A 17,373-nucleotide genomic window follows, 5' to 3' on the forward strand; every position below is an offset into this window, starting at 1 on the left:
ATGTATTACTAAATACCCGGTGTTGCACCATACGAGTGTCGAACTTTCGGGCAGCGAAAGGTGTGCTGATGGGCAGGGTGACCGTGCGCAGGCCGGTACGGCGGATCTCCGCGACCGGGGACCGGCGCCGCCCCGACGCGCTGGCGGCCGAAGAGCCCCTGGAGCTGCGGGTCGGCGGGCGGGCGCTGGCGGTCACCATGCGCACACCCGGCCACGACGTCGAACTGGCCCACGGCTTCCTGCTGTCCGAAGGCGTGATCGGGGGCCGCGAGGACATCGCCGCCGCCCGCTACTGCGACGGCGTCGACGACCAGGGCCGCAACACCTACAACGTGCTGGACATCGCGCTGGCCGACGGCGTCCCGCCGCCGGACACCGGCGTCGAGCGCAACTTCTACACGACGTCGTCGTGCGGCGTCTGCGGCAAGGCCGCGCTCGACGCGGTCAAGCTCCGCACCCGCTTCGCCCCCGCCGAGGCGCCGTTCACGGTGAAGAGCGAGACGTTGTCCGCGCTGCCGGACGCGCTGCGCGCCCGGCAGAAGGTGTTCGCCAGCACCGGCGGCCTCCACGCGGCGGCCCTGTTCACCCCGGACGGCGAGATCGACGTCGTCCGGGAGGACGTCGGCCGGCACAACGCGGTGGACAAGGTGCTCGGCTGGGCGGTCCTCGAAGGCCGGATCCCGGCGCCCGGCCACGGCCTGCTGGTGTCCGGACGCGCGTCGTTCGAGCTGGTCCAGAAGGCCGCGATGGCGGGCATCGGGCTGCTGGCCGCGGTCTCGGCACCGTCGTCACTGGCGGTGGAGCTGGCCGAGGAGAACGGCATGACCCTGGTCGGCTTCCTCCGCGGCGACTCGATGAACCTCTACACCGGTGACCACCGCATCCTGACCTAGACCGAGGCGACCCAGTTGCCGTGGAAGCCGTTGGGCACGCGGTCCGGCAGGTGGATCGCGGCCACCGTCTCCAGCGTGCCGGCGTCCAAGATCGTCAGGTCGCTGCGCTGCGTCGCCGGGTCGAACACGAAGCCCATCAGGACGCCGTCGTCCTCCGCCGCGTCGTCGTGGCGGGGGACGAACACGAACTCGCCCGGCTGGCGGCCCGCGCCGAACGCGCGCTCGTGCCGCGCGCCGGTGTGGAAGTCGTGCTTGTACAGCGAGCCGCCGGGGTCCGCGCCGCCGTCGGCCGACATCGCGTAGCCGTAGCGGTGGCGGCGGCCGACCAGGCGCTCGTCGACGCGCGGGAACTCCTGGCCGCGGTCGTCGAGGCGCTCCTCGAGCACCTTGCCCGCGGCCAGGTCGACCGTCCAGCGGTCCAGGGTCGGGCCGCCTTCGTCCGGGCCGTGCAGCTCGCGGTCGAACATCTTCGGGTGGCGGACGACGTCGAGCACGACGCTGTCGCCGTCGTCGTAGGCGTTGAGCGGGTGGAAGACGTAGCACGGCTCGACGTCGAACCACCGGACGTCACCGGTGCCGCCCTCGCGCGGCATGATGCCGATCCGCGCCGGGTACTTCGGGTTCCAGCGGTAGGGCAGGCCGCCGTTCGCTCCGATCTTGCCGGCCATCATCGCGGTCACCGGGTCCGGCACGCGGACCTTGCCGACCATGGCCGACACCACCAGCTTCGCCGGCGTGCGCAGCGCGGCGGGCACGCTGGCGGCGACCGCCATCTCGGCGTTGAACGTCACCGGCAGGTCGTAGAAGACGACGTGGTTCTCGGTCAGCGAGAAGTCGTGCATCATCGGCGACCCGGTGACCTCGACGTCGACCGTGCGGCGGACGCGGCCGGCCGCGTCGATCACCGAGTACTGGACCTTGTTCCCCATGCCGAAGAAGTACGAGACGGCGTGCAGCTCGCCGGTGCGCGGGTCGCGCTTGGGGTGGGCGGTGTAGCCGCCGGGGAGCGTGCCGTCGAAGTCGCAGCGGCCGACGGTGTCCAGCTCGTCGGTCAGCTCGTAGATCGGCGCGCCCGCCTCGACCAGGGCGAGGGTCTTGCCCGCGTGGCCGATGACGTTGGTGTTGGCGCCGAGCGCGTCCAGCCCGCAGAACCGGCTCGCGTCTTCGCCGTTCAGCGCCGCCGCGACGGCGGGGTTGCGGATCCACCGGTTGCGGTACCACTCGGCCTTCCCGTCGCGCAGGCGCACGCCGTGGACCATGCCGTCGCCCATGAACCAGTGGTAGGCCGCCGGATCCACCTCGGAGAGCGGGTTCGGGCCGTTGCGCAGGTACCGGCCGTCGAGGAACTCCGGGATCCGCCCGGTGACGTCGAGCCCGGTGATCGTGTGCTCCCGGCTGACCGGAGCGAAGTTGCCTTCGAGGAACTTGTTGCCCATCTGACCCCTCCAGGGCTTCCATAACTTGGTTATACATGCAGGTATAACAGAGTTATGGGATACTGGCAAGCATGAGCCCCAAACCGCGTGCGACCGACGTCAAGGCCCGGCTCGTGGAGGCCGCCATCCGCTTGCTCGACGAGAACGGCCCCGAAGCCCTGCAGGCCCGCAAGCTGGCCGCGGAGGTCGGCGCCTCGACGATGGCGGTCTACACGCACTTCGGCGGCATGGCCGCGCTGGTCGACGAGGTCGCGCGGGCCGGCTTCCTGCGCCTGTCGGAGTGGCTGGCCGAGGTCGGGGAGACCGACGACCCGGTGGCCGACATCTTCAGCCTGGCCCGCACCTACCGGCAGGCGGTCGCCGAGCAGCCGCAGCTGTTCGCGGTGACGTTCGGCCAGTCCGCTCCCGGCGGCAAGCGGGCGACGCTGTCCGACCTCACCACCGCGGAAGGCCGCGAAGCCGCCGAGGAGGGGCTGGAAGCGTTCGCCCACATCGTCCGGGCGACCGAACGGGCCATCGCGGCCGGCCGGTTCCGGCCCGCGGACGAGTACCAGGCGGCCGCCCAGCTCTGGAGTGCGCTGCACGGATTCGTCACACTGGAGGCGTCGGGGCACTTCGGCCCCGGTGAACAGGGCATAGACCACATTTTGATCCCCCTCGGGATCACCATGGCGGTGGGGCTCGGGGACACTGTGGAGGAGGCCGGGCGCTCGGCCGAGGCCGCGCGGGCGGCTTGGCGCGCGAGGACCGGAAACGCCGGGCAGGGTCAGAACGAATAACCCGGTGGATGGGGACGCGAGGGAACGCGGAGCGGGTGCGCGGCGTCCTTGATGAGGGGCAGGGGGATGGAGACAGGGTGAACGAGCAAAACGGGGACGCGGAACCGGCCGGAGCGGTCGTCGAGGCGGTCCAGGGCGCCCGGCGGTGGCTCAGCCGCCGGTCGGTGCTGATCGCGGGCGCGTCCGGGCTGGCCGTGACCGGGCTGGCCGTCGGCACCGCGACCGGCAAGCTGCCCTTCAGCCAGGCCCTGCAGCGGACGGTCGGCGTGACGTCGTCGAACCCGACCACCCAGCTGGGCAGCACGCGCGTCGAGCGCGTCTACTCCGCCGCGCGCGGCCGGATGGTCGACCTGGTGTTCATCCTGCCGTCGAAGACCCCGCCGAAGGGGCTGCCGATCTCGCTCGCGCTGCACGGCCTGCACGGCAACGCCCGCAGCGCCGTGCCCACCGGCACGCTCAAGCAACTCGCCAGCGACGTCGCCCGCAAGGCGGTCCCGGCGTTCGGCTTCGTGGCCGTCGACGGCGGCGACAACTACTGGCACCAGGTGCACCCTGGCGACGACCCGATGGCCATGCTGCTGGAGGAGGTCCCGCAGTGGCTGCGGGCCCGCGGCTTCGCCGGGCCGGCGGGTCTGCCGTTCGCTTGCACGGGCATGTCGATGGGCGGCTTCGGCGCGCTGCTGTACACGCGCCGCCGGGTCGAGCGGCGCCAGCCGCCCGCCGCCGTCGCGACACTGGCCCCGGCGCTGATCACGTCGTGGCCGGAGATGGCCAAGCGGCACATCTTCACCGGCATCCAGGACTGGACGTCCCTGGACCCGCTGCGGCACATCGACGAGACCAAGAGCGTGGCCAACGGCATCTGGTGCGGCACGGAGGACTCGTTCATCACCGGCGTCCGCCGCTACATCGACGCGGCCCACCCGGCGGTCGCGCACACCGCCCACGGCAAGCACGGCGACCCGTTCAACCGCACGGTGGTCCCCAGCCTGATCAGCTTCCTCGGCAAGCACGTCCCCCGCGCGGACTGACCCGGACGACACGCGTACCCAGCCGGACGACACGCGTACCGCAACGGACGACACGACGGCAGGACAGGCCCGCATCGTGTCGTCCGTGCAGGTACGCGTGTCGTCCGTGCAGGTACGCGTGTCGTCCGTGCGGGTACGGGGTCAGCGGGTGAAGTGGATGCGGGTCGTGGTGCGGCCCGGGACCCAGTACGTGCGGACCAGGTCGGCCAGGCGGTTGACCAGCAGGAGTCCGCGGCCGCCGAGGGTGGTCGCCGCCGGCGGGATGCGGCCGGCCAGTGGCTCGGCGATCGTGCCGTCGTCGCTGACCTCGCCGACCACGTGCGACGCCTCCGCCCACAACCGCAGCACGCCGGTGCCGCCGCCGTAGAGGACGCTGTTCGTGGTCAGCTCGGCGATCGCCAGCGCGAAGTCGTCGCGGCGGGGGCGGCGCAGGCCGTGCCGGGCCGCCCAGATCTCCGCGAAGCCGCGCAGCGACGCCAGCTGCCCGATGTCGAACCCGCGCTCGACCGCGCCCGGTGGCGGCTCGAGCGGCCGGGTGAAGTCCGCCCGGACGCCGTCGGGGTCGAAGCGCGGGCTGGTGAACGGCCCGGCCAGGCCCCACAGCTCCGGGTGGGTCCGCTCGGCGTCGGCCAGGACCGGCGGCGGCAGTTCCCCGACGTCGTACGGGCAGAGCACCGCCAGGTCACGCCCCGCGAAGGCGTTGTTGATGAGGGCTTCGTGCACCACGCACGCCGGGTACTCCGAGTCCGTGCGGCCGGCCCAGATCGGCTCGCCGACGATGCGCACCGGGCCGTCGTGCCCGCCGGCGAAGGCGTGCAGCACCGACGGCAGGATGGCGCCGGGGTTGCGGCCCGCCCGCTGCATGTCGATCAGGCGGACGTCGCCGGCCCGGTCTTCCAGGGCCTTCTCGATCAGCAGCAGGTTGCGGCCGGGAACGGCGACGGCCGCAGGTTCACCCCGGTCGAGACCTTCGAGGAGGAACGGGATGACACCGTCCAGGTACTCGCTGTCACCACGATAGAAGAGTGCCGGATGCCGGAACGGTCTGAGGGCATCTACCACAGGATTTTCATACCCAACCGGCGTCGGCTTCAAACCCTACGACGTCGGAACTTCACTCCACCCAACGGCCGACGACGGCGATGAGCCAGAAGCCGACGATGGTCGCCAGCGCGAACAGCAGGACCCAGTTGAACAGCTGACGCCGCTCGGTCACGCCGCGGGCCTGCCGAAGCCCGTACGCCGCGACGACGAACAACGGCACGGGGAGCAGCGGCAACGGCGACAGCCGGGACACGACGGCGACGACACACGTACCGGTGAACACGGCCAGCATGCCCATCAGCACCCGGTGCAGCCACGGGCACCGCTCGGCAACGGACGCGATCACGCGCTCGCTCAGCTCACGGAACCCCAGGACCGGCCCGGCCGGGGTGGTGGTCCCGGCGGGTTCCGGGGCCGGCGGCGGCGGCGCTTGCACGCCACCGGGCGCGGCCCCGGAACCCGGGAAGGAGTCAGCAGTCATTCAGCTTTCCTGTCGGGTCTCCGGGCCGGGCGGCCCGGAGACGGCCGGCGTCACGCCGACTTCTCGCCGCGCTCGCTGCGCGCGCGCCGCGTCGGCTGCCGGGCGACGATCGTCGGGTTCACGTTTTCCCGGACGGTCTGCTCGGTGATGACGACCTTCGCCACGTCGTCGCGGCTCGGGATGTCGTACATCACCGGCTGGAGCACTTCTTCCATGATCGCACGCAGCCCGCGGGCACCGGTCCCGCGCAGGACCGCCTGGTCGGCGATGGCCTCGAGCGCGGTCTTGGTGAACTCGAGCTCGACGTTGTCCATCTCGAAGAGCTTCTTGTACTGCTTCACCAGGGCGTTGCGGGGCTGGGTGAGGATGTTGACCAGCGAGTCCTTGTCCAGGTGGTTGACCGTCGCCACGACCGGGAGACGGCCGATGAACTCCGGGATCAGCCCGAACTTGATCAGGTCCTCGGGCATGGTGTCCGAGAAGACGTCGCTCTCCTCGATCTCGGACTTGGTGCGGATCTCCGCGCCGAAGCCGAGGCCACGCTTCCCGACCCGCTCGTTGATGATCTTCTCCAGCCCGGCGAACGCGCCGGCCACGATGAACAGCACGTTCGTCGTGTCGATCTGGATGAACTCCTGGTGCGGGTGCTTGCGGCCGCCCTGCGGCGGGACCGAGGCGGTGGTGCCCTCGAGGATCTTCAGCAGCGCCTGCTGGACGCCTTCGCCGGAGACGTCCCGGGTGATCGAGGGGTTCTCGCTCTTGCGGGCGATCTTGTCGACCTCGTCGATGTAGATGATCCCGGTCTCGGCCCGCTTGACGTCGTAATCCGCCGCCTGGATGAGCTTGAGCAGGATGTTTTCGACGTCCTCGCCGACGTAACCCGCTTCGGTCAGCGCCGTGGCGTCCGCGATGGCGAACGGCACGTTCAGGAGCTTCGCGAGCGTCTGCGCCAGGTAGGTCTTGCCGCACCCGGTGGGACCGAGCATCAGGATGTTCGACTTCGCGAGCTCGACCGACTCCTCCTTGGAGTCCTTCGGGCCGGCCTTGTCGTCCGCCTGGATCCGCTTGTAGTGGTTGTAGACCGCCACCGCCAGCGTCCGCTTGGCGTCTTCCTGGCCGATGATGTACTGCTCGAGGAACTCGTGGATGTCGGCGGGCTTGGGCAGCTCGTCGAGCTTGACGTCGCCGGCCTCGGCCAGCTCCTCCTCGATGATCTCATTGCAGAGGTCGATGCACTCATCGCAGATGTAGACCCCGGGGCCGGCAATGAGCTTCTTCACCTGCTTCTGGCTCTTCCCGCAGAAAGAACACTTGAGCAGGTCTCCGCCGTCACCGATCCGTGCCATGGCCGTTGACCTCGTCCCCTCCGGCGCGGGTTTCCGCGCCTGACGTGTGTTGCGACGGTGCGACCCCCGGTCGAGGGTGACCGAGCGGAGCCTCACGCATTGCCACTGACGGTACCCGTCCGATGCCGCGAGCGGGAACACCCACGAACTCCGGGAGCACGTCAGAGGACGACCCTAAACCAGGATGCCGGTGTGTGTCGTCTTCTCGACACACACCGGCCTGGCGGATCTGCCTAAAGAGCCGACGCCTTACGGTACGGCAGCACCTCGTCGATGATGCCGTACGACTTGGCCTCTTCGGCGGTCAGGATCTTGTCGCGCTCGATGTCCTTGCGGATCTGGTCCGCGTCCTTGCCGGTGTGGTGGGCCAGGATGACCTCCATCTGGCGCCGCACCCGCTGGATCTCGTTCGCCTGGATCTCCAGGTCGGAGACCTGCCCGTAGGTGCCCTCGGTGGCCGGCTGGTGGATCAGCACGCGCGAGTTCGGCAGCGCGTAGCGCTTGCCCGGCGTGCCGGCCGACAGCAGCACCGCGGCGGCCGAGGCGGCCTGGCCGAGGCAGTACGTCTGGATGTCCGGGCGGACGAACTGCATCGTGTCGTAGATCGCCATCAGCGAGGTGAACGAGCCACCCGGCGAGTTGATGTAGATCAGGATGTCGCGGTCCGGGTCCTCGTGCTCGAGGTGCAGCAGCTGGGCCATCACGTCGTTGGCCGACGCGTCGTCCACCTGCACGCCGAGGAAGATGACCCGCTCTTCGTACAGCTTGTTGTACGGGTTCGACTCCTTGACGCCGTAGCTGGTGCGCTCGACGTAGGACGGCAGGATGTACCGCGACTGGGGGATGTTCGGGGCCCGGAAGTCACCCGGGAGCCTGAAGTTGCTCATCGAAAGTCTCCTTGGTGCTGCGGGCTCAGCGAGAGCCCGGCCGGGCGATGTCGGCGGTGAGGACGTGGTCCACGAAGCCGTAGTCCTTCGCCTCCTGCGCGGTGAACCAGCGGTCGCGGTCGCCGTCCTTGATGATCTGCTCGACCGTCTGGCCGGTCTGGTCCGCGGTGATCTGCGCCAGCTCGCGCTTCCACTTGTTGAACAGGTCCGCCTGGATCGCGATGTCCGACGCCGTGCCGCCGACACCGGCCGACGGCTGGTGCATCAGGATGCGGGCGTGCGGGAGCGCGTAGCGCTTGCCGGGCGTGCCCGAGGAGAGCAGGAACTGCCCCATCGAGGCCGCCATGCCCATCGCGTAGGTCGCGACGTCCGGGCGGATCAGCTGCATGGTGTCGTAGATCGCGAACCCGGCGGTGACCGAACCACCCGGCGAGTTGATGTAGAAGCGGATGTCGGATTCGGCGTCGTCGGCGTCGAGCAGCAACAGCTGCGCGGTGATCCGGTTGGCGATCTCGTCGTTGACCTCCGAACCGAGGACGACGATGCGCTCCTGGAGCAACCGCTCGAACACCGAGTCGGTGAGGGTGAGCCCTGCGGTACCGGTCCGCGCCTCGGGCGTGTGCTGCGTCACGTCTGCCTGCCTTTTCGCCGGCGGCGGCCCGGAACTGACGGCCGCCGCTGTCGTTTCAGATGCTTGCGATCTCGTATCCGACCCTAACGAACTTGGGCGGTGCAGAATGCCTGACACCGCCCAAGTTCGCTCACAGCTTCACTCCGCCGGAGTCTTCGCCGTTTCGTCGGTGACCTGCGTCTCTTCGGTTGCCGCGTCGACGGCCGGCTCGTCGCTGCCGAACAGCTCCGAAAGGTCGACCTCGGCGCCGGAACCGTCGGTCACGGTCGCCTTGCGGACGACCGAGGCGAGCGCCTTGCCGCGGCGCACGTCGGCGTAGATCGCGGTCAGCTGACCCGACTGCTGGGCGCGCTGGACGTACTCGTCCGGGCTGATCCCGAAGCGCTGGGCCTGGTAGATGATCCGCTCGGTGAGCTCGCCGTCGTTGACCGAAACCTCTTCCTTGTCGGCGATGGTGTCCAGCAGCAGCTGCGTGCGGACGGCCTTCTCCGACTCGGTGCGGGTCTCCGCGTCGAACTCCTCGAGCGTGCGGCCCTCGGCCTCGAGGGCCTGCGCGAACTGGGCCTCGTCGTGGTCGAACGGGTGGATCGCGTCGTGCTTGCGGTTCTCGATCTCGGCGTCGAGCACCTTCTCCGGGATCGGCACCTCGGTGCGCTCCAGGAGCTCGTCGAGCACCTTGTCGCGGGCCTGGACGCCCTGCTGCATCTTCTTGACGCGGCCGAGCCGCTCGCGCAGGTCGTTCTTGAGCTCTTCGATCGTGTCGAACTCGCTGGCCATCTGGGCGAACTCGTCGTCGGCCTCGGGCAGCTCGCGCGTCTTGACCGACTGGACGGTCACGGTCACCTCGGCGTCCTTGCCGGCGTGCTCACCGGCGACGAGCTGGGTGGTGAACGTCTTGGTCTCGCCGGCGCTCGCGCCGACGATCGCCTCGTCGATGCCGTCGACGAGCTGGCCGGAGCCGATCTCGTAGGACAGCCCGCTGGTGCTCGCCTCCTCGACGGCCTCGCCGTCGACGGCCGCGGCCAGGTCGATCGAGACGAAGTCACCGGTCTCGGCCGGGCGCTCGACGCCGGTCAGCGTGCCGAAGCGGGCGCGCAGCTCGTCGAGCTGCTCCTCGACCTCGGCGTCGGTCAGCTCGACGTCGTCGACGGTGATCGCGAAGCCGTCGAGGTCGGGCAGCTCGATCTCCGGGCGCACGTCGACCTCGGCGGTGAACTCGAGCACGTCGCGGTCCTCGAGCTTGGTCACGTCGAACTCGGGGTTGCCGAGCGTGCGGACCTCGTTGGCGCGGACGGCCTCGATGTACTTGGCCGGGATGGCCTCGTTGACGACCTCGTCGAGCACCGGGCCGCGCCCGATCCGGCTTTCCAGGACGCGAGCGGGCGCCTTGCCGGGCCGGAAGCCCGGGATGCGCACCTGCTGGGCGATCTTGCGGTAGGCGCGATCGAAGTTGGGCTTCAACTCGTCGAACGGCACCTCGACATTGATCTTGACTCGCGTCGGGCTCAGCTGCTCGACGGTGCTCTTCAAGGTCTTCTCCTCGAGCGGTAACGATTGTGGTGGACAATCCTGCGGAAATGGCCCCGCCTCACCTGCAGGCCGGGACGTCCGAGTCTAGGCCAGTGGCCTCCGCCACCGGGCCGGGGGCCACCTGCGCGGTCAGGCGCCCAGCATCCGGCCGATCACCCAGCGCATCTGGCCGACCGCGTGCGCCGCCGACCCGCTCGGCTGCACGAGGTGGGAGAGCAGCAGCCGGACGATGGCCTCGACCGCGACCGTCCACTCCGAAAGGGTGAGCCCGGCCTCCGGGTAGCACCGGGCGAACAGGGTCGCCACGGTGTCGACCGAGCGCTCGAGCACGCCCTCGGGCCGGGTGGTCAGCAGCGGGAGGAAGTCGTCCTGGCCGCCCTTCGGGCAGCCGAGCGCGATCAGCAGCAGCGGGTTGACCCTGGCGGCTTCGAGGGTCTGCCGGAACGCGGCGGTGACGCCGTCGACGGGCTGCCCCGGGTGGGCGGCGGCGACTTCGCCCACGCGCTCGGCGAAGCGCTCGGTTTCGCGCAACACCAACGCTTCGGCCAGTTCGGCCTTGGAGCCGAGTTCGTTGTAGACGGTCTGCCTGCTGACGCCGACCTGCGCGGCCAGTTTGCCCATCGTCACCGCGGGCCAGCCCTCGCCGGTGATGAGGCCGGCCGCCGCGTCCAGCAGCCGGTCCCGGGTGCGTGCCGGGGCGGGATGGGTGACGGCCTTCACACAGCCAGCTTACCTGCCGCTTGCGTTCGGCTGGCCGGGACCTTTTTTCGAAGCGTGGCGCAACGTTTACAAACCCCGGCGGGTTGTCTACGGTGACTCCCGCCTCGCCAGGAGCTTCTCGACCGAGGAGACCGCTCGATGCCCGTCGTCGATACCCCGCCGCGCGGCTCCCGGACGTCCGGATCCTCCCCGTCGCCGGTGGCCGGTGCGCCGGCCCCGCGCTCGGTGCCCTCGCCCCGCATCCCGTTGCCCCGCCTCTCGGTGCCGACGCTGCTGCTGTTCGCCGGCGGTGCCGCGCTGTGGGCCACGGCGACCTGGCTGCTGCTGGCCGGGATTGCGCCGCCGGTGTACACCGTGCCGCTGCACGCGATCGTCACCTTCACGATGTTCACCGTGGTGCACGAATCCGCCCACCACGCCGCAGGGAAGCTGACATGGATCAACGAACTGCTCGGCCGGCTGGCGATGCCGTTCGTCGCGGCGTACGCGTCGTTCCCGCTGCTCCGGTTCATCCACAGTGAACACCACCGCAACACGAACGCGGACTCGCACACGGATCCCGACGCGTGGACGTCGCAGGGAGCCTGGTGGTCGCTGCCGTTCCGCTGGCTCACCATCGACTTCTGGTACGCGCGCTTCTACACCGCCCGCGTGCACAGCCGCCCGGCGGCGGAGCGCGCGGAGACGGTCGTGCTGCTGTCGCTGGCGTTCGTCGCGGCCGCGACGCTGATCGCCGGCGGGCACGGCCGGGAACTGCTGCTGGGGTACCTGCTGCCGCAGCGGATCGGGCTGGCGATGCTCGCGTGGTGGTTCGACTGGCTGCCGCACCACGGCCTGCCCGCCGCGAAGCCGCGCGACAAGTTCGGCACCACGCGGGTGCGGGTGGGGCTGGAGTGGCTGATGACGCCGATGATGCTGTTCCAGAACTACCACCTGGTGCACCACCTCCACCCCGCCGTGCCGTTCTACCGCTACCTGCGGGCGTGGCGGGACAACCGGGACGCCTACCTCGCCCGCGACGTCCCGATCATCACGGCGTGGGGCCGGGAACTGACGCCGGCGGAGTACCGCGCGTGGCGGCGGACGGCCGGCGACCTCGGCGACCTCGAGCCCGGTCCCGAGCCGCCCCCGCTCGGCCCCAGCCGGTTCCACCGGCTGCGGGTGCGCGAGGTCCGGCCGCTGACCGCGGACGCCGTCGCGATCACCTTCGACGTCCCGCCGCACCTGGCGCCGGAGTTCCGGTTCTCGCCGGGCCAGCACGTGGCCGTCCGCGCGACGGTCGACGGCCGTTCCGTGCGGCGGACGTACTCGATCTGCGCGCCGGCGGACTCGGGCGAGCTGCGGATCGCGGTGAAGCGGCGGGCCGGCGGGGCGTTCTCCGGCTTCGCGACCACCACGCTGGCCGCGGGCGACTTCCTCGACGTCCTGCCGCCCTCCGGCGCGTTCACGCTCACCCCGGATCCGGCGCGGACCGCGCACTACGTCGCGCTGGCCGCGGGCAGCGGCATCACGCCGGTGCTGTCCATCCTGGTCAGCACGCTCTCCGCGGAGCCGCACAGCCGGGCGACGCTGCTGTACGTCAACACCTCGGGCGCGACGACGTTGTTCGCCGCGGAGCTGAGCGCGCTCGCCGAGGGGTTCGGCGGCCGGCTGCACGTCGTGCACTACCGCACCGACGAGCGCGATCCGGACCTGCACGTGCACCGGCCCCGGCACTTCGACGCGGTCGGCGAGGCGCTCGCCATCTCCCACGTGCGCTACCAGCGCGGGCGGCTCGACGGGACGCGGCTGCGCGCGCTGCTGCAGAACCGGCTGCACCCGGCGAAGGTCGACGAATGGTTCCTGTGCGGCCCGCGCGGCCTGATGGAGCTCGCCCGCCGCACCCTGGCCGACGCGGACGTCCCGGAGGAGAACGTCCACTTCGAACTCTTCCGCGGCGCGGCGCCCCTGCGCGACCCGGCGGGCACGCCGGCGGAGGTGGCGCTGACGCTGGGCGGCACGACGACGTGCGTCACGGCCGAAGCCGGGGAGACGGTCCTGGACGCGGCGTTGCGGGCCGGGTACGAGGTGCCGTACTCGTGCACCGGCGGCGCGTGCGGCACGTGCCGGGCGACGCTGCTGCACGGCCAGGTCGACATGGACGTCCGGTACGCGCTGACCGAGGACGACGTCGCGGCGAGCCGGATCCTGACGTGCCGCTCCCGCGCGACGACCCCGGAGGTCGCGGTCGACTACGACCGCCGCTGACCTCCGGAGCCGCGGCCGGGGTCAGCCGGTCCGGGTCGGGGCGCCCGAGGGCGGTGTCCCCTGGCCGCCGCCCGGTGCCTGGCCCTGGCCCTGGCCGCCCGACTCGCCGTCCGTCACCGATGTCGCCGTCGCCGTGCTGCCGGACTCCGTGGCCACCACGGTGACCGTGTCGCCCGTCGCCAGGCCGGTCGCCTGCGCCGAGGTGATCGTGTACGTCTTCGAGAAGCCGTCGTCGCTCTTCGCGGTGAGGGACGTCGCACTCAGCTCCGTGACCTCGCCCGTCTGCATGATCTTCGTGACGTAGCCGCCGTTGCCGTCGGACGACACGTACTCCCCGTGCAGCGCCGTGCCCAGACCGCCGCCGCCCCGCAGGCCGCCGGGACCGCCCGTCATGCCGCCCGGACCGGCCTGGGTGCCGGTGGCCGACGACGACGAAGCGGCCCAGACCGCGGCTCCGCCGCCGGCCACGATCGCCACCGCGACGGCGCCCGCCGCGATCTTCTTGCCCGGCGACCAGGCCGGTTTCGGGGCCTGACCCGGTGCGGGCGTCGCGCCCCACGTCTGGTCCGGAGTGGACGGTGCTTGCGGTGTGGTCATGATGGTGCTCCTCAACGTGATCCTTCGGTGCGATCCACGGTGGAGCCGCTCGCTGTGTGCGCACTGTGCTTGCCGTCAGCTGTTCCTGTGACCGGAGGAACCGGACATCCGCGACGGGCCGGTCACCGCACAGCCACCTCACAGGCAGCACACAACCCGCACACACGGCGCGGACGGACGCTGGCTGCATGGCCGCGCGAACCATCCCGTCCCGTCCCCGCCGGGGACGCCTTTCGCTGCGCGCGAAACTGACCGGCTCGGTGGTCGTGCTGCTCACCGTGGTGTGCCTGATCGTCGGGGTGGTCAGCGAGTTCGCGCTCGACCTGTTCCTCACCCGCCAGATCGACCAGCAGCTTTCGGCCGCGGCGAACCGCTCACTGGTCTTCGCGAGCAACGTCCGGCCGCCGGACGGCGGGCCGCCGCCGAACCTGGGCCAGCACCCGCTCGGGCAGAACGTCGGCACGGTGAGCGCCACCTTCTCGGGCCGGCGGCTCGTCCACGACGACAGCATTTCCGAGCACGGCGGCCGGCTCGAGCTGAGCGCGGACCAGCAGGCCCTCATGCTTTCGGTGCCCGCCGACGGCGAACCGCACACCCTGTCGTTCGACGACCTCGGCGAGTACCGCCTGATGGCGCTGCCGGTCGCCGGGACGTCCGACGTCGTCGTGACCGGCCTGCCGATGAAGCCGGTCGACGACACCCTGCTCACCGTCGGGCTGATCCTGTTCGGCGTGGCCGCCGCGGGCGTGCTCGGCGCGGCCCTGCTCGGTGCGTTCGCGGTCCGCCGCACGCTGCGCCCGCTCGACCGCGTCGCGGCCACCGCCGCCCGCGTCACCGAGCTGCCGCTCGACCGCGGCCAGGTGGCGCTGTCCATCCGCGTCCCGGAGGGCGACACCGACCCGCGGACCGAGGTCGGCCAGGTCGGCTCGGCGCTGAACCTGATGCTCGGCCACGTCGCCCAGGCCCTCGAAGCACGGCACGACAGCGAAATCCGGGTCCGGCAGTTCGTCGCGGACGCCAGCCACGAGCTGCGCACGCCGCTGGCCGCGATCCGCGGGTACGCCGAGCTGGCCGCCCGCGGCAGCGCGCTGGTGCCGCCGGACGTCGCGCACTCGATGGGCCGGATCCAGTCGGAAGCCGTCCGGATGACGGCCCTGGTCGAGGACCTGCTGCTGCTGGCGCGGCTCGACGGGGGCCGTCCCCTGGACGTGCGCGAGGTCGACCTCACCCGCCTGGTCGCCGACGCCGTCGGCGACGCCCGGGTCGCCGGGCGCGAGCACCGGTGGCGCCTGGAACTGCCCCCGGAGCCGGTCCTCGTGCTCGGCGACGTCCAGCGCCTGCACCAGGTGCTGGCGAACCTGCTGGCCAACGCCCGCACGCACACCCCGCCCGGCACGGCGGTGGTGACGGCGCTGGCCCGCTCGGCCGACGGAAGCGCCGTGCTCACCGTGACCGACGACGGCCCCGGCATCGCGCCGGACCTGCTCCCGGACGTCTTCGAGCGGTTCGCCCGAGGCGACTCGTCGCGCTCCCGCCACGCCGGCAGCACCGGGCTCGGGATGGCGATCGCCGCCGCCGTCGTCGTCGCCCACCACGGCACGATCGAGGTGCACAGCCGGCCCGGGCGGACGGAGTTCGCGGTGCGCCTGCCCGTGGCCGTGCCCGCACAGCGAGTGCACAGCATCGGCACAACCCGGCCCCAGCTGGGCACCGGAAGCTGAGCCCATGACCGCTGTGACATCCGGGGCTTCGCCCCGACCCGGGGGCTCCGCCACCCGGAGCCCCCGGAAAGAAGCCGCTCTCGCGTCCCGCGAAACCGTCGTGACCTCGTCAGCTCCCGGTCGCCGTTCGTGGCACCGGCCCGCTCTGGCCGCTCTCCTGCTCGGCACCGCCGTGCTCTACCTGTGGGGCCTCGGCGCCTCCGGCTGGGCCAACGCGTTCTACTCCGCGGCCGCGCAGGCGGGATCGCAGAGCTGGAAGGCGCTGTTCTTCGGCTCCAGCGACGCGGCCAACGCGATCACCGTCGACAAGACCCCGGCCGCGCTGTGGGTGATGAGCCTGTCGGCGCGGCTGTTCGGCGTGAACGCGTGGAGCATCCTGGTGCCGCAGGCCCTGATGGGCGTGGGCTCGGTCTGGCTGCTGTACGCCACCGTCCGCCGCTCGTCCGGGCCGTCGGCCGGGCTCGTCGCGGGCCTGGTGCTGGCCCTGACCCCCGTCGCGGCGCTGATGTTCCGGTTCAACAACCCGGACGCCCTGCTCGTGCTGCTCCTGGTGGCGGGCGCGTACTGCGTCGTGCGCGCCTGCGAAGCGGCGAGCCCGCGCTGGCTCGCGCTGGCCGGCGTCGCGGTCGGCTTCGGGTTCCTGGCGAAGATGCTGCAGGCGTTCCTCGTGCTGCCCGCTTTCGCGCTCGCTTACCTCGTCGCCGCCCCGGTGTCGCTGGGCAAGCGGCTGCTGCACCTGCTCGGCGCACTCGGGGCGACGGTCGCCGCCGCCGGCTGGTACCTGGTGGTCGTGGCCCTCTGGCCGGCCGCGGACCGGCCGTACATCGGCGGCTCGCAGACGAACTCGCTGTGGGAATTGATCTTCGGCTACAACGGCTTCGGCCGCATCACCGGCGACGAGGTGGGCAGCGTCGGCGGCGGCGCCGGCCGCGGCTGGGGTTCGACGGGCCTGTCGCGGCTGTTCGGCAGCGAGATGGCGGGCGGCATCGCCTGGCTGCTGCCGGCGGCGCTGCTGGCGCTGGGCGCCGGGCTGTGGTTCACCCGCCGGGCCCCGCGCACGGACGCGTCCCGGGCGGCCCTGCTGCTGTGGGGCGGCTGGCTGCTGGTGACGGCGCTGGTGTTCAGCTACATGGGCGGCATCATCCACCCGTACTACACGGTCGCGCTGGCCCCGGCGGTGGCGGCGCTGGTCGGGACGGCGGCGGTCCAGCTGTGGCGGCTGCGCGCCCACCCGGCGGCCTCGGGCCTGCTCAGCGGCGGCGTCGCGGTGACGGCGCTGACGGCGTACCTGCTGCTGGGCTCGTCGTGGCAGCCGTGGCTGGCCCCGACGGTGCTGGTGGGCGGCCTGCTGGCGGCGGTGGCGCTGTTCTTCGCCACGCACCTGACCCGCTGGGCGGCTTCGTCGGTCGCGGCGTTCGCCCTGGTCATGCTGTTGTCCGGGACGGGCGCGTACACCCTGGCGACGGCGGCCACGACGCACAGCGGAGCGATCCCGTCGGCCGGGCCGTCGGCCGGTTTCGGCGGCCGCGGTCCCGGCGGCTTCGGTGGTCCCGGCGGCTTCGGCGGCGGTCGTGGTGGCGGCCCCGGTGCGCTGCTTTCGACGACACTCCCCGGCGCTTCGCTCACGGCGTTGCTCCGGCAGGACGCAGCGAAGTACACCTGGACGGCGGCGACGGTGCTGTCGAACGCCGCAGCGGGCTACCAGCTGGCCAGTGGCGCACCGGTGATGGCGGTGGGCGGCTTCAACGGAACGGACCCGTACCCGACGCTGGCGCAGTTCCAGCAGTACGTGGCGAACGGGCAGATTCACTACTTCCTGGGCGAAGGCATGTCGATGCAGGGCACCAGCGGCTCGGACGCCGCCCAGCAGATCGCCGAGTGGGTGGCTTCGCGCTACGAGGCATCCACTGTGGACGGCGTAACGGTCTACGACCTGACCCAATGACGAGACGTGACCCGACCGAGTTAATCGAGAACTTCGCAGCAGAAGTCGTTTCGTGCAAGGATGTGCGCTCGGCCGAACAGGAGTA

General features: G+C 71.4%; 15 protein-coding genes. 6 read left to right on the top strand and 9 right to left on the bottom strand.

Annotated features, from left to right (window positions below; genetic code table 11):
• The first annotated feature begins 68 nt into the window (after positions 1-68).
• Positions 69-893, top strand: a complete 825-nt coding sequence (fdhD, locus tag ISP_RS34535; protein WP_013228505.1) for a formate dehydrogenase accessory sulfurtransferase FdhD — start codon at positions 69-71, stop codon at positions 891-893.
• Here fdhD and ISP_RS34540 read toward each other — a convergent pair.
• A complete protein-coding gene (locus ISP_RS34540) occupies positions 890-2,329 on the bottom strand; it encodes a carotenoid oxygenase family protein (protein ID WP_013228506.1) in 1,440 nt (479 codons plus the stop codon). The two genes, fdhD and ISP_RS34540, sit on opposite strands and share 4 nt — an antisense overlap.
• Positions 2,330-2,400: 71 nt before the next feature.
• Between ISP_RS34540 and ISP_RS34545 the strand changes: the two genes are divergently transcribed.
• Together ISP_RS34545 and ISP_RS34550 are read left to right on the top strand one after the other, a co-directional pair.
• Positions 2,401-3,108 carry a TetR/AcrR family transcriptional regulator gene (locus tag ISP_RS34545; protein ID WP_013228507.1) on the top strand — a complete coding sequence of 236 codons (708 nt, stop codon included), beginning with the start codon at positions 2,401-2,403 and terminating at the stop codon, positions 3,106-3,108.
• Between the two features lie 77 nt (positions 3,109-3,185).
• Positions 3,186-4,139 (top strand): alpha/beta hydrolase, encoded by a 954-nt coding sequence (locus ISP_RS34550; RefSeq protein WP_013228508.1) that lies wholly within the window; start codon positions 3,186-3,188, stop codon positions 4,137-4,139.
• A 141-nt stretch (positions 4,140-4,280) separates the two neighbouring features.
• On the opposite strand, the gene ISP_RS34555 is transcribed toward ISP_RS34550, so the two are convergent.
• The 7 genes from ISP_RS34555 to ISP_RS34585 all read right to left on the bottom strand — a co-directional run bounded on the left by ISP_RS34555 (position 4,281) and on the right by ISP_RS34585 (position 10,778).
• Positions 4,281-5,201, bottom strand: a complete 921-nt coding sequence (locus ISP_RS34555) for an anti-sigma factor RsbA family regulatory protein (RefSeq protein ID WP_013228509.1) — start codon at positions 5,199-5,201, stop codon at positions 4,281-4,283.
• A 52-nt stretch (positions 5,202-5,253) separates the two neighbouring features.
• The gene (locus ISP_RS34560) at positions 5,254-5,664 is read right to left on the bottom strand and encodes a hypothetical protein (protein WP_013228510.1); all 411 of its coding nucleotides are present in this window, start codon (positions 5,662-5,664) and stop codon (positions 5,254-5,256) included.
• Between the two features lie 50 nt (positions 5,665-5,714).
• Positions 5,715-7,010 (bottom strand): ATP-dependent Clp protease ATP-binding subunit ClpX, encoded by a 1,296-nt coding sequence (clpX, locus tag ISP_RS34565; protein WP_004562779.1) that lies wholly within the window; start codon positions 7,008-7,010, stop codon positions 5,715-5,717.
• A gap of 233 nt (positions 7,011-7,243) precedes the next feature.
• Positions 7,244-7,897: an ATP-dependent Clp protease proteolytic subunit gene (locus ISP_RS34570; RefSeq protein WP_013228511.1), complete on the bottom strand. Its 654-nt coding sequence runs from the start codon at positions 7,895-7,897 to the stop codon at positions 7,244-7,246.
• Between the two features lie 25 nt (positions 7,898-7,922).
• A complete protein-coding gene (locus tag ISP_RS34575) occupies positions 7,923-8,528 on the bottom strand; it encodes a ClpP family protease (protein WP_013228512.1) in 606 nt (201 codons plus the stop codon).
• 138 nt (positions 8,529-8,666) lie between these two features.
• Entirely contained in the window at positions 8,667-10,058 is a 1,392-nt protein-coding gene (gene tig, locus ISP_RS34580; protein WP_013228513.1) for a trigger factor, read from the bottom strand.
• A 129-nt stretch (positions 10,059-10,187) separates the two neighbouring features.
• Positions 10,188-10,778, bottom strand: a complete 591-nt coding sequence (locus ISP_RS34585; RefSeq protein WP_013228514.1) for a TetR family transcriptional regulator — start codon at positions 10,776-10,778, stop codon at positions 10,188-10,190.
• A gap of 138 nt (positions 10,779-10,916) precedes the next feature.
• On the opposite strand from ISP_RS34585, the gene ISP_RS34590 reads away from it, so the two are divergent.
• Positions 10,917-13,025 (top strand): fatty acid desaturase, encoded by a 2,109-nt coding sequence (locus ISP_RS34590; protein ID WP_014467514.1) that lies wholly within the window; start codon positions 10,917-10,919, stop codon positions 13,023-13,025.
• 21 nt (positions 13,026-13,046) lie between these two features.
• On the opposite strand, the gene ISP_RS34595 is transcribed toward ISP_RS34590, so the two are convergent.
• Positions 13,047-13,622, bottom strand: a complete 576-nt coding sequence (locus ISP_RS34595) for a hypothetical protein (RefSeq protein WP_013228516.1) — start codon at positions 13,620-13,622, stop codon at positions 13,047-13,049.
• Positions 13,623-13,810: 188 nt separating this feature from the next.
• Between ISP_RS34595 and ISP_RS34600 the strand changes: the two genes are divergently transcribed.
• Together ISP_RS34600 and ISP_RS34605 are read left to right on the top strand one after the other, a co-directional pair.
• On the top strand, positions 13,811-15,343 hold the full coding sequence (locus tag ISP_RS34600; RefSeq protein WP_013228517.1) for a sensor histidine kinase: 1,533 nt from the start codon (positions 13,811-13,813) through the stop codon (positions 15,341-15,343).
• 100 nt (positions 15,344-15,443) lie between these two features.
• Positions 15,444-17,288: a glycosyltransferase family 39 protein gene (locus ISP_RS34605; protein WP_013228518.1), complete on the top strand. Its 1,845-nt coding sequence runs from the start codon at positions 15,444-15,446 to the stop codon at positions 17,286-17,288.
• Positions 17,289-17,373: the final 85 nt, after the last annotated feature.

The sequence above is a fragment of the Amycolatopsis mediterranei genome, assembly GCF_026017845.1.
GTDB lineage: Bacteria > Actinomycetota > Actinomycetes > Mycobacteriales > Pseudonocardiaceae > Amycolatopsis > Amycolatopsis mediterranei.

Coding starts and splice junctions, on each gene's coding strand:
- fdhD (WP_013228505.1), top strand. CDS start 69: ATGGGCAGGGTGACCGTGCGCAGGCCGGTACGGCGGATCTCCGCGACC.
- ISP_RS34540 (WP_013228506.1), bottom strand. CDS start 2,329: ATGGGCAACAAGTTCCTCGAAGGCAACTTCGCTCCGGTCAGCCGGGAG.
- ISP_RS34545 (WP_013228507.1), top strand. CDS start 2,401: ATGAGCCCCAAACCGCGTGCGACCGACGTCAAGGCCCGGCTCGTGGAG.
- ISP_RS34560 (WP_013228510.1), bottom strand. CDS start 5,664: ATGACTGCTGACTCCTTCCCGGGTTCCGGGGCCGCGCCCGGTGGCGTG.
- clpX (WP_004562779.1), bottom strand. CDS start 7,010: ATGGCACGGATCGGTGACGGCGGAGACCTGCTCAAGTGTTCTTTCTGC.
- ISP_RS34570 (WP_013228511.1), bottom strand. CDS start 7,897: ATGAGCAACTTCAGGCTCCCGGGTGACTTCCGGGCCCCGAACATCCCC.
- ISP_RS34590 (WP_014467514.1), top strand. CDS start 10,917: ATGCCCGTCGTCGATACCCCGCCGCGCGGCTCCCGGACGTCCGGATCC.
- ISP_RS34595 (WP_013228516.1), bottom strand. CDS start 13,622: ATGACCACACCGCAAGCACCGTCCACTCCGGACCAGACGTGGGGCGCG.
- ISP_RS34600 (WP_013228517.1), top strand. CDS start 13,811: ATGGCCGCGCGAACCATCCCGTCCCGTCCCCGCCGGGGACGCCTTTCG.